This window comes from Sphingomonas sp. CCH15-F11 (genome assembly GCF_001557005.1).
Lineage (GTDB): Bacteria > Pseudomonadota > Alphaproteobacteria > Sphingomonadales > Sphingomonadaceae > Sphingomonas.
Window position 1 is genome coordinate 13957 of the sequence record NZ_LSKG01000085.1, and the last position, 12831, is coordinate 26787.

Annotated in this window: 9 protein-coding genes; all 9 read left to right on the forward strand. The window is 61.1% G+C overall.

Annotated elements, in window-relative coordinates; all coding sequences use genetic code 11:
• Positions 1–179: 179 nt before the first annotated feature.
• The 9 genes from AX709_RS07955 (at position 180) to AX709_RS07995 (ending at position 12811) form a co-directional block, all read left to right on the forward strand.
• Positions 180–1415: a hypothetical protein gene (locus AX709_RS07955; RefSeq protein WP_156454200.1), complete on the forward strand. Its 1236-nt coding sequence runs from the start codon at positions 180–182 to the stop codon at positions 1413–1415.
• On the forward strand, positions 1387–1698 hold the full coding sequence (locus AX709_RS18900) for a helix-turn-helix domain-containing protein (RefSeq protein ID WP_197418929.1): 312 nt from the start codon (positions 1387–1389) through the stop codon (positions 1696–1698). The genes AX709_RS07955 and AX709_RS18900 overlap by 29 nt, the downstream gene beginning before the upstream one ends.
• 488 nt (positions 1699–2186) lie before the next feature.
• Positions 2187–3281: a tyrosine-type recombinase/integrase gene (locus AX709_RS07965; RefSeq protein ID WP_066548554.1), complete on the forward strand. Its 1095-nt coding sequence runs from the start codon at positions 2187–2189 to the stop codon at positions 3279–3281.
• Between the two features lie 44 nt (positions 3282–3325).
• Complete coding sequence (locus AX709_RS07970) at positions 3326–4777, forward strand: class I SAM-dependent DNA methyltransferase (RefSeq protein WP_066548563.1); 1452 nt, start codon at positions 3326–3328, stop codon at positions 4775–4777.
• Positions 4774–5991 (forward strand): restriction endonuclease subunit S, encoded by a 1218-nt coding sequence (locus AX709_RS07975; protein WP_082731681.1) that lies wholly within the window; start codon positions 4774–4776, stop codon positions 5989–5991. Before AX709_RS07970 ends, AX709_RS07975 begins: the two co-directional genes overlap by 4 nt.
• Positions 5988–6698, forward strand: coding sequence for a hypothetical protein (locus AX709_RS07980; protein WP_156454201.1), 711 nt, complete (start codon positions 5988–5990; stop codon positions 6696–6698). Before AX709_RS07975 ends, AX709_RS07980 begins: the two co-directional genes overlap by 4 nt.
• Positions 6695–9034 (forward strand): EcoAI/FtnUII family type I restriction enzme subunit R, encoded by a 2340-nt coding sequence (gene hsdR / locus AX709_RS07985; protein WP_066548572.1) that lies wholly within the window; start codon positions 6695–6697, stop codon positions 9032–9034. Before AX709_RS07980 ends, hsdR begins: the two co-directional genes overlap by 4 nt.
• Before the next feature lie 385 nt (positions 9035–9419).
• Positions 9420–10556, forward strand: coding sequence for a hypothetical protein (locus AX709_RS07990; RefSeq protein WP_156454202.1), 1137 nt, complete (start codon positions 9420–9422; stop codon positions 10554–10556).
• A gap of 161 nt (positions 10557–10717) precedes the next feature.
• A complete protein-coding gene (locus tag AX709_RS07995) occupies positions 10718–12811 on the forward strand; it encodes a hypothetical protein (protein ID WP_156454203.1) in 2094 nt (697 codons plus the stop codon).
• Positions 12812–12831: the final 20 nt, after the last annotated feature.

A 12831-nucleotide genomic window follows, 5' to 3' on the forward strand; every position in this document is an offset into this window, starting at 1 on the left:
GCTGTTGCCTGATCTTTCGGTGCCTATTTTCCCCGATATTATGGTGCTCTCCAGGCGTTGCGTATTGAATATTCCCGGTCTGTTCTCCTATGCTGCAATCCGGGGATAGGCAGGCCAGCCGATAAGCACGCATCCCACGTGTTTCCCCGCTTCAACATGGGTGCCGCGAGGGAAGCGGATTGGGCAACGATACCAAGAGAATCAATCCTCTGACGGAGGCAATGCGCGCAGACCCACTGGGTCGAGCGCAAAAGCAGTTGATCGAACTGCGCGAGCATTGGGCGAAACATGGCGTTTCAAACTCGCCCATTCCTTTGTCCCCGAAAGACCCCGAGAAGCCCGGCCGCGACTGGCTTCCTGAGCCTAAGTGGATCAGCGGCGGCGATGCCTTTGAGATACTGCGACTGCAAACCGAGCCGTATGAATACGCGCCGCCCATTGCGCGCATATGCCAGATCATTGCCGACCAATGGGATCGCGAAGAGGCTGGCTTGAACTATGCTTTCGCGACCCTTCCGCCAAGTCATGATCTACTCCAAGATTTTGCTATCGGTTCTGTTCATTGGTTCCGGGCGCTCTACAGCTTGCTGAAATTGGAAGGTGCAGAAGAGATCGACGGGTGGGAAGGGCTGGTCAGCGATCTTTACGAATGGATCGCAATGTATGACTGCCTCCGAATCCGCACGCGCTATGTGTTAGAAAATGCGCTTACGCTCGACTGGGCCTGGCACGAAATATCGCTCCCCGAGGCGAAACAGGAGCCGATCTGGACTTTTCCGAAGGCGTTGGCCTGGATTGCGACCCGAGACTACCTTGCTTTGGCCAGAATGGGCTATTTTCGCCGCGCAGAAGGCGACGACGAACCGGTCGCGACCGATGGAGTTTGCAGATACAACACGCAGGCTTTGGGTTGGCTGCACACCGCGATTACCTACGCGAAGTGCGATTGCGGTGCGGTGCGCGATTTCAGACTGGCCGCGCTGAAGCATTGCACCTGTATCTCTGTCGCCTGGGAGGAACTGGTGCGCTTCAGGGGTGGCCTGTCGCCAGACACACCGGAACTTGTGTTCAATCTCCAAGAGGGCTGGCTATCTATGACGTGGCCTGATGGGGCAGACGAGATTCGCTTTCTTCGCCGCGACATTCTTGATCGCTGGCCTGCGCCGCCTGCCGATCAGCAGATGGCACCCGCAATCGAACAATCGACGACGACCGGCGAGCGGGATTGCCGAGGGTGGCTAGTTCAGGAGTTCGCAGCCGACCCAGAGAAGCGGCGCTCAAAAGCAGATTTCCGCAAGGCGGCGCTGGCAAAATTCGCAGGTCGGCTCAGTGAACGTGGGTTCAACCTGAGGGTTTGGCCCGACCTAGCGCGCGAGCACGGGCGCGATGGCGCCGGGGCAAAGCGAAAATCGTAACGCCGATTCGATTCGCCAGTTTTTCGCGCCGGCTATCCGCTCGATTTTCGACTGCCGATGTTTGGCCTCGTTCAATCCGCAACGAGGTGTTTCCATGCCGTCCGAAAAGCCCGAACTTCCCAAGCTCGCTTATAGCATCCGCGAAGCCTGCCACGTTTCCAGCCTGGGCCGAACCACGATCTACAATCACATCGCGGCTGGCCGGCTCCGCGCCAAACGCATCGGTGGCCGCGTCGTCATCCCGGCGGACAGCCTCCACGCCCTGATCGACGGGCAGGCCTGAGCGTCATGCCCGCCCGCCGGGCCAGTCCCAATCGAGTGAAGCAGCATCGAAGCTACAGTGTCGATGAACTCGCCCGCTGCTGCGACGTACACAAGAACACGGTGCGCAACTGGCAGCGGGATGGCCTCAAGCCGATCGACAACGCCTGGCCGACCCTGTTCCAAGGTGCGGCCGTTCGCGACTTCCTCGTCCGCCGCAACGCTGGCCGGAAGCGTCCGTGCCGGCCTGGCACCCTCTATTGCTTCCGCTGCCGCTGCCCACGTCGCCCCGCGCTGGGCATGGTGGATTTCGTCCCCATGCGGCCTGGAAGCGGTAACCTGCGCGCCCTGTGCGAGAGCTGCGAAGCAATCATGCACCGGCGAGTTCGCGAGGCCGACATTGCCAAGGTGATGCCCGGTTGCACCGTCCAATTCGCGGAAGGCCGGGCAAGCCTAAGTGGGCAGGCTGATCCTTCCTTTGATTGTGACTCCGAAAGGCCGAGCTAGACCATGGCAAAACACAACGCATCGAACGAACGGGTGAAGCGCGACTATTTCCGCTTCCTGGCCGAAGCCAAGGGGCGGGACACGGCGACGGTCGATCGCGTTGCAGCTTCGCTCGCCCGCTTCGAAGCCAGCACCGGGCACAAGGACTTCAAGCGGTTTCACCGCGAACAGGCCGTGGCCTTCAAGCGCCGGCTGGGCGAGAGCATCAACGCTCGTTCCGGCGAGAAGCTGAGCAAGGCGACGGTGCAATCCACCCTGCGCGACCTGAAGGCGTTTTTCGAATGGCTCGCGCGCGAACCGGGCTTCCGATCGCATCTGGACTATGCCGATGCCGACTATTTCAACCTGAGCGAGAAGGATGCTTCGATCGCCCGTGCCAGGCGTGAGAAGGCCGTGCCGACGCTCGATCAGGTCCGCCATGTCCTCGCAGCCATGCCCGTCGCCACCGTGCTGGAACGGCGCGACCGGGCGCTAGTGGCCTTCGCCGCGATTACGGGCGCGCGAGTCATGGCACTGGCGACCTTCCGGCTGGGTCACGTCAATCTCGATGGCGGCTTCGTCGAACAGGATGCCCGCACCGTCGCGACGAAGTTCGCCAAGTCGTTCCGCACCGTGTTCATGCCGGTCTGCGACGGCGCGCTGGGCATCGTGACGGACTGGATCGGCGAACTGCGCGAGCAACATCTGTGGGGGCCGGATGATCCGCTGTTTCCGGCGACCGCCATGGGCCTGGATGGAACCGGCGGGTTCCAGCCGCAAGGCCTGGCCCGCCACGGTTGGGCATCGAGCGGCCCGATCCGCGATCTGTTCCGGCGGGCCTTCGAAGGCGCGGGTCTGCCCTACTACAACCCGCACAGCTTCCGCGACATGCTGGTGCGCCACGCTATGACGCTGGACCTCACGCCCGAGGAAATGAAGGCCTGGAGCCAGAACCTGGGCCATAGCGACGTGCTGACGACATTCACCAGTTACGGCACCGTGCCGCTTCACCGGCAGGCCGAATTGATCCGTGCCAGTCGTCCGGCGGCCGACCGAGATATTTTGGACGATCCCGACATTCTAGAACTGCTGGCCAAGATCAGGCGCAAGGCCGCGTGATCCCCGCTTGTCGCCGTTCCCAAACCGCTGCTACCTCTCGCCACATGTTCGAACAGACCTTCAAGAACCTCGACGATATTCTTCGCAAGGAAGCCGGCTGCGCTTCTGAGCTGGACTACACCGAACAGACCAGCTGGCTGCTGTTCCTGAAATACCTCGACGATCTGGAGACCAGCCGCGCCACGGAAGCGGAACTGCGCGGGCAGGTCTACACCCCGATCATCGACGCCGCGCATCGCTGGGGCCTGTGGGCGGCGCCGAAGGATGCCGCCGGCAAGCTCGATCACAACCGCGCCAAGTCCGGGCCGGACCTGATCGGCTATGTGAACCGCGAGCTGTTCCCCTATCTGGAAGGGTTTAAGGGTCGCGCGACCAGCGCCGATACCATCGAATACAAGATCGGCGAGATTTTCGGCGAAATCCGCAACAAGTTCCAATCCGGCTACTCGCTGCGCGACGCGATCGACGCGATCGACGAACTGTCCTTCGGCAGCCAGAACCAGAAGCACGAGCTTTCGGAGCTGTACGAAGCCAAGATCAAGAACATGGGCAACGCCGGGCGCAATGGGGGGGAATATTACACCCCGCGCCCGCTGATCCGCGCGATGATCAAGGTGGTGAAGCCGACGCTGAACGATACCGTCTATGACGGCGCGGCGGGCTCCTGCGGCTTCCTGTGCGAAGCCTATGACTACCTCCGACCGCTGGCGAAGACCGCCGGCGACCTCGAAAAGCTCCAGAAGCGCACCTTCTTCGCCAAGGAGAAGAAGAGCCTCGCCTACGTCATCGGCACGATGAACATGATCCTGCACGGGATCGAAGCGCCCAATATCGTCCACACCAACACCCTGGCCGAGCAGGTGCTGGACATTCAGGAGAAGGACCGCTTCGATGTCATCCTGGCCAACCCGCCCTTTGGTGGCAAGGAGCGGCCGGAAATCCAGCAGAACTTCCCGATCAAGACCGGGGAGACCGCCTATCTGTTCCTCCAGCACTTCATCAAATCGCTGCGCGCGGGTGGATCGGCGGCGGTGGTGATCAAGAACACCTTCCTGTCGAACACCGACAACGCCAGCGTGGCGCTGCGCCGTGAACTGCTGGAAAGCTGCAACCTGCACACCGTGCTCGACATGCCCGGCGGCACGTTTCAGGGCGCGGGGGTCAAGACCGTGGTGCTGTTCTTCGACAAGGGCGAGCCGACCCGCCGCGTCTGGTATTACCGGCTCGATCCCGGCCGCAATATGGGCAAGACCAACCCGCTGAACGATGCCGACATGGCGGATTTCATCGAACGGCAGGCGAGCTTCGCTGACGGCCCGAACGCGTGGAGCGTGGCGGCGGATACGCTCGATCCCGTGAACCTCGACTTGACCGTGCGAAACCCCAATGTGCCCGAAACCGAGACGCTGCGCAGCCCGCAGGAGATTCTCGACGAGATCGCCATGCTGGATGCCGAGAGTGCTGAGATTTTGGCGCGCGTGAGGGAACTGCTGTGAGCAGCTGGCCTCGCGTGTCGCTTCAGGATGTCTGCCAGACAATCACGGACGGCAGCCACTATTCGCCAGCCACGACAACTGAGGGTTTCCCTTACATCACTGTTCGGGATTTGGATGGTGGAGTGATCGACTTTGTTGGATGCAAGTTCGTTGCGGATGCAGACTACGCGGACCTGAAGCGCAATGGCTGCGCCCCGCGTAAGGGCGACGTATTGTTCTCAAAGGATGGAACCGTAGGAAAGGTAGCATTGGTCAGCACCGATGAGGCTTTTGTTGTTCTTTCCTCGCTTGCCATTCTACGCCCGGACCCCTCGATTATCGATTCCGGTTTCTTGGCGTATTGTCTTCAGTCACCGGACTTTTTGGCCGAGGTGATTGGTCGAAAGACGGGTGTCGCCATACGCCGCGTGATCCTGAAGAATCTGAAATCCATGAGGTTCGCTCTGCCCGCGCTCGATGAACAGCGGCGGATTGTGGCGGTGCTGGATGAGGCCTTCGCCGCCATCGCCACCGCAACCTCCAACGCCGAAAAGAACCTTGCCAATGCGCGGAAGCTGTTGGACGATTTTCTGTCGGCCACTTTTGACGGCACAACCAACGACTGGGATGTTTCCACCATTGGCGAAGTCTGCACTTTGCGAAGCGGAACGACCGTTAGAGCCGAGTTGGAACAGCCATCTGGCGAAATCCCGTATGTCAAGGTTGCCGACATGTCGCACCCGGACAATCTTGATAGAATCACGACCTCATCACGATTTCTGAGGCGCAGCGATGTAGGGCGCAATGCCCTTATTCCGGCCGGTGCGACGATTTTCCCCAAGCGGGGAGGCGCGATCATGACCAACAAGAAGCGATTGGTTGCCACGCCCATGGCGGCCGATTTGAATATTATGTCTGTCATACCGGGGCCGCGACTGACAGCAAGATTTCTGAACTACTATTTCCAGAATGTGGACATGCGTCTTCTTGGAAGCGGATCATCGATACCGCAGATCAATAATTATGACATCGAGCCTTTGAAAATCGCTATCCCGGATGAGGCGACACAATTGGATTTCGTTGCAAAAGCCGACGCTGTGAAATCTGAAATTTTGAAATTGTCGGCGATTTATAGCCGTAAGCTGGAGCAGTTCTCTAAACTGAAGCAATCCCTCCTACATTGCGCCTTCACTGGTGAACTCACCGCCGCCATGCCTGAAACCATCGCTGCATGAAAAACGCCGCGCCGACCCCGGAACGCCAACCTCCTTGCACGTTGGCACCGGAGCGCGTTGCCTACTGGTATTTTCGCCTGAACGGATTCCTTCAGATCGAAAACTTTGTGGTCCATCCGAAGCTCTATGGCGGGCAACGAACTGACGCCGACCTGATTGGAGTGCGCTTTCCCTTCCGCGCTGAGCGCCTAATCGATGATCCAACAGATTTGATGCAGGATGATGCTGAACGGCTTCAATTGCTCGCTGACCGGACCGATATTGTCATCGTTGAGATCAAGACTGGTCGCTGCGCCTTAAACGGCCCTTGGACGAGCGAGGAGAGTCAAAACATCCATCGCGTGCTCGCGGCTATCGGAAGTCTGCCGACCACCATCGTAGCCGATGCGGCCAACGCACTATACTCGGCAGGATCATTCAATGATCCAAATTACCCGCGCATTCGGCTGATATTGGTGGGCCGCGAGACCGATTCGGAGATCGCGAAGAAATATGCAGGCATAACCCAACTGACTTGGACCGAAGTTTTGTCATTTATCTGGCAGCGATTTGATCGATACAAACGGCAAAAGGCGCAGGTCGACCAGTGGGACGGCGTGGGCCGTTCGCTTAAGAAAATTGCGATGCGGGAGGATCACGACGGGTTCGTCGACAAGGTTCGCGACATGATGGGCGTGCGCGCTGATCAGCCGAAGTCTGCCGCATGAACGAAGCCGAGACCCGCGCCGAATTGATCGACCCTGCGCTGCGCGAGGCCGGTTGGGGCGTGGTCGATGGCAGCCGCACCCGGCGCGAGGTGATCGCGCCCGGGCGGATCATGGGCAAGGGTAAGCGCGCTCGTGCGCTCTCCTGCGATTATGTGCTGGTCTATCGCAACACCAAGCTGGCGACGCTCGAAGCCAAGGCCGCGACCAAGAGCTATACCGAGGGCGTCGGGCAGGCGAAGGACTATGCCGCCCGCCTGCAATGCCGCTTCGCTTATGCCAGCAACGGCAAGCAGATTTACCGCATCGACATGCAGACCGGCGCGGAAGCACTGGTCGATCGTTACCCCACGCCGCAGGAATTGTGGGAGGCCACCTTTGCCGAGGCAAACCTCTGGCGTGACCGCTTTGCCGCCGTCGCCTATGAAACCGGCGGCGGGCGCTTCGAGCCGCGCTATTACCAGCACAATGCCATTGAGCGCGTGCTGGAGGCGATAACCGAAGACCGCAGCCGTGTGCTGCTGACGCTCGCCACCGGAACCGGCAAGACTGCCATCGCCTTCCAGATCGCCTGGAAGCTGTTCCATGCCCGCTGGAATCTGTCAGACTGGAAGGCGGCAGGCGAGCCGCAGCGGTATCCGCGCATCCTGTTCCTGGCCGATCGCAACATCCTCGCCGATCAGGCCTATAACAGCTTTTCCGCCTTCGACGATGGCGCGCTGGCGCGGATCACGCCGGGCGACATTCGGAAGAAAGGCGCGGTGCCGAAGAACGCCAGCGTGTTCTTCACCATCTTCCAGACCTTCACCAGCGGCACCGACGCCAACGGCGACCCCGCGCCCTATTTCGGCGATTACCCGCCTGATTTCTTCGACTGCATCATCATCGACGAATGCCATCGCGGCGGCGCGAAGGACGAAAGCGAATGGCGCGCGATCCTCGACTATTTCGCGCCCGCCGTGCAGATCGGCCTGACCGCCACGCCGAAGCGCAAGAACAACGCCGACACCTACGCCTATTTCGGCCAGCCGGTTTACACCTACTCGCTGAAAGAGGGGATCAACGACGGCTATCTGACGCCATTCAAGGTCCGCCAGATCGGGACCACGATCGACGAATATGTCTACACGTCCGATGATGACGTGATCGAAGGCGAGGTGGAGGACGGCAAGCGCTACACCGAAGGCGACTTCAACCGCACCATCGAAATCCGCGAGCGCGAGGCCTACCGCGTCCGTACCTTCATGGACATGATCGACCAGCGCGAAAAGACGATCGTGTTCTGCGCGACGCAGGAACATGCCGGTATCGTCCGCGACCTGATCAATCAGGTGAAGACCAGCACCAACCCGAACTATTGCGTCCGCGTCACCGCTTCCGACGGCGCGATCGGCGACCAGTGGCTGCGCACCTTTCAGGACAACGACAAGACCATCCCGACGATCCTGACGACCTCGCAGAAGCTGTCCACGGGTGTTGATGCGCGAAACGTCCGCAACATCGTGCTGATGCGGCCGGTCAATTCGATGATCGAGTTCAAACAGATCATCGGGCGGGGCACTCGGCTGTTCGACGGCAAGGACTATTTCACGATCCTCGATTTCGTGAAGGCCTATGAGCATTTCAACGATCCCGAATGGGATGGCGAGCCGCTGGACCCTGAGCCGCCCAAGGGGCCGCGTGATGGTAAGCCGGAAGGCGATCCGCCGGAGCCGCCCGAACCGGGACCGGACCCCGAGCCGCCGAAGACCAAGCTGGTCATCCGGCTGGCGGACGGGAAAGAACGCGCCTTCCAGCATATCAGCGCCACGACCTTCTGGGCCGTGGACGGAAAGCCGGTTTCAGCGCAGCAGTTCATCGAAGACCTGTTCGGCCAGTTGCCTGATCTGTTCCGCGATGAGGACGAGCTGCGCACGATCTGGAGCCAGCCGGACACCCGACGCAAGCTGGTCGAGGGCCTGGCCGAACGCGGCTTCACCGGCGAGGCGCTCGACGGCATTCGTCGGGCGACGGATTCGCAGGAGAGTGACCTGTTCGACGTGCTGGCTTTCATCGCCTGGGCGCGCCCGCCCCTGAAACGGATCGAGCGGGCAGATACCCGGCGCGAAGCGATCCTCTCGCGCTACGGCGACAAGCAGCGCGACTTCCTGGATTTCGTCCTGTCGCAATACGCGACCGTTGGCGAAAGCGAGCTGGACGACGGCAAGCTGCCAGCACTGCTGGAACTGAAATACGGAACGCCGTTGGATGCCGTGCGCGAACTTGGATCGGTGGCCGAAATCCGTTCGACGTTCCTCGGATTTCAGCGCGGGCTGTATGAAGGCGAGGGCAAAAACTGAGGCATCGGCTTCGGCGGCAATCACTCGAAATGACTTGGATTCAAAGTCTGCCGTTTGTTGTTAACCTGGTCACGGAATGGCTGATTTGCGCGCTTTTTGAGGGTGCCAAATCGAATCTGATTTGCCGATCGGCCGTCAATTGAATCTGACTGGGAAGCTGCCATCTCTGGAAAGCCGCAGAAATGCTGGCTTTGAGCCTGCGATTTGTTGCGTACGGTGTGTTGTCTATTTCTTCCTATTCGGGGCCAGCTGCCATCCCGAAGCAGATTGCCGAACCTTTATCCCGTTGCCGGCGGGAGCGGCCTCTGATGTCGATCATGATGAATGCTGCTTGTTCTGGACCCCCACCGGTTAGTGCCGCAAAAAGGCGCCGACGGGAGGACTTGTGCGAATCGCAGGGCAATCGACTATTGCCGCCACGGAGCGGGCGCTGGACGTGCTTGCCAAGGCCGCGCCCGGTGAGCCGCTAAAGCTGCCGAGTAATCCGCGGCATCTGACCGGAGGCGCGGAAGCAAGTCTGGCGCAGCTGGTCATTTCCTGGGCGCAGAAGAACCCCGGAACCCCACTCGAAACCTTCATCGAGACCCAAGCGCAGATCGACGATTTCGTTCGCCGCATGCCCGGCCTCATCGCAGCACTATGCGCGGACGAAGCGCTTGGCCAAGGCCCGGTCCGCTCTGTTCACGAGGCGCTACGTCGTGCCGCGCTCGACCGGCTCGAACAGCTTCAAAGCGTGCGGCCCAAACAAGGCTATCGTGGTCCTTCGGCCGAGATCGTCTGCGCTGACCATCTCGGCCGCGACACACCCTATCTTCTCTATCTGCCGGACCCCCGTAGCGGGTCGGGCCTGCGTCCCCGCGAGAACTTCCGCGATCTTGCGGCCTGGCTGTTGCGCGCAGCGATCAAGGGAAGCTATCGCGCGCATGTGCCGCCGGATGCCGCCGACGCGATCGGGGCGATGCTGTATGAGATCTTCAAGAACACAGAGGATCACGCCTTGTCGGACATTGCGGGCGACCTGCTCGATGTGTCGATCCGGGCGATCAAAACCAACCACCACCAGCTTGCGCCCGACCAGCTGGCCCGGATCGTCGGGGAATATCCGCCGCTGGCGCACTATTGCGATGCGCTGATCGTACCGCAGGGCGCGACCTATACGCATCTGTTCGAGCTGTCGGTGCTCGACTCCGGGCCGGGCTTTGCGGCGACCTGGACCGGGACGCCGCTCGATCAGCTGTCGCTCGATGTCGAAGAAGCCGCTGTAAGGGCGTGCTTCGGTCGCGGCAGCGCCAAGGGCGAGAGCCGCTTCGGCGAAGGGCTGCCGCATGTGATGCGGCTGCTGCGCCGGCAGAAGGGGTTCCTGCGCCTGCGCACGGGCCGTCTGTCCTTCTATATCGACTTTTCCGCCGAGGATCAGCCGGCCGAGGCGATTCTGCAGCGCTATGAGCAGGCCGACCTGGCGGCGCTGGCTCCCGTTGCGGGTAGCTTGCTGACGGTTCTCATCCCGATGCGCCGGCCATGATGAATGCGATCTACCCTTTCCGGTTCGAGATCGCCCGCAAGGCATCGCGTTACGATGTCCTGCTAATCTTTGCGGCGACTAGAGAACTCGACCCGGAGGCGCTGGCGACAGCGATCGAGAGCGAGATCGAGCGCAATCTGGTTCCCGACGAGGTTGTGATCGTGGTGCGCGATCCGAGCTTCGTGACGACCCTGCGGCAGCTTGCCGAGGACTCGCAGAATGTCGCGACGCTGGCGCGCCTGGCCGGTCGGGCAAGTGTGACGTTAATCGGATATGATTGTGCTGGTGGTGAGGCCCGGCGCGCGCAGGTAACCGGACCGACGCCAAAGCGCGTCGTCAAGTTCGCCGACTTCCGGCGCCGCGCGGTCACTAACATCTTCAATACTCGGCATGGTTTCGTCGAATCGACCGCGACCTATCATTTCGAGAATCCGTCGGGCCGGCACACCGAGCGGTTCATACGCCTGTCGAACATCCTCGCCCGCGGTGCGGAGATTGCGTTCATCGGCTTCTGCACCTTGCCCAATGTGCCGGAGCGGGCGACGACGGCCTATCTCGACACGCCATCGCTCTATGCGGTCGTGGCGGCGATCAACGAGCAGCGGTCCTCGTTCGAGGGTGCCGTCCCGATCCTGGCCGACAATTTCTCATCCTATGCGGGCGTCGGCGACTATCGCTTCACGCAGCTGGCTGATTCCTGCGTGCTCATCTCGGCCTCCTCCAGCGGCTCAATGGCGAGCAAGTTGATCGCCGCCCATGGCTTTGCACCGGCGCAGGTCACGCATATTCTCTTTCTCGGCGCTGATCAGAGCGGCTCGAACATCGTATGCGATCTGCGTCACGATCCGCGCGAGAACGTCGAAGGCGTAGCCACCCTTCCGTCAGTAGAGGGGCCGGACGGCTGCAAGATATGCAGCGCGGGATCGCATGCTATCAAGTTGCAGGGCGACCAGTTCGACTTCGCCGGGCCACAGCAAGATTCGCTGCTGATTGCCAAAAAGGATGCGCCGGCGGGACTGGCCACGCTCATGGAGCGATATGCCGGCGGTGCATTGTTCGCGATCGGGCTTGGCCGGACGGTGGGCAAGCAGCCGCGCCAGTTCAATGTCGAGCCCGTTACGTTGCTCGCCCATGCGGAGTTCCAGAAGCGCCTCAACTATGTTCTGCGGCGGTCCCTGCCAGCGAGTCTTGGTCATGTGATCGCGGTGGATGAGGCGTCAGAAGGCTTTGCCGATCAGATCGCACGTTTCGCGCCGGCACCCGCGCAGATGGTCCGCCGGACAGAGCTGGGCAGCATCCCGACGCAGACCCAGTCGGCGATCGTGATTGCCGGGCTTGTGATCGAGAGCGGGAGGAGCCTGCTCGATATCAGCCGCGATTTGCGCAGTATCGCGCCGAGTGCGCCGCTGCTCTATCTGGCCGGCTTTTCGAAATCGACCGGGGAGCCGCGCCGCGAGACGCTAGGACAAACGCTTATCCAGACAGTCAATCCCTACCCCTACCAGATGATCGAAGTGGAGCGGATGATCCTGCCGCAGTCGAGCGAGCACAATCCATGGACCGCCGAACTCCGACTGCTGATCGATCCCGACCTTGACGCGCTGATCCCGAGCGGTTTGCAGCCTGCCATCCGTGCGCGCGTCGCCCGGCTGCGCAAGGCGTCGGAGCCGCTTCGCGACGATATCTTCCTGCCCAACGCGACCGGCAGCAAGCTCAGCCTGCAGCCGGGCTTCGTATTCTGGCCCGACGGGGTTCCCGAGCGCACGCACAGCCAAGCTGATGTCTATGTCACGATCGCCTCGGTGCTCCAGCAGTTGCGGGCGAACGCCCATCGCGGACAGCGGCCGGCGATCAAGAGCAACTGGTTCCAGCAGACGATCCTCGCCCCGGAGAATTTCGGCCGTTTCAACGATGATATTATCCAGGCAAGCATCCTGCGCGCGGCACATCCCTTCGAGATGAATTTTGCAGACGCGGCACCGGACAGCCGAGAGCTGGGGCGCCTAATCCGCCGGATCATTGCTGCGTCAAACACCGAGCGTGGTGGCGCCGCTGCCGAGTTCCTGCTTGCGTTGGCAACAGGGAGATTGCGACTTCGCATGGTCGATCTTGACGTCGCCCTGTCGGCTGATCCTGGCAATGTCGCAATGGTCCGCTTCCTTCATGCGGTATGCCGTCAGCGACTGACACCGCCGACGACCGACATCGAAGAGAGGCCCGCCGCAATCTTTGCCGCCGAGCGCGAACATCCGTAACGGGTCGGTAGCTATCCGTG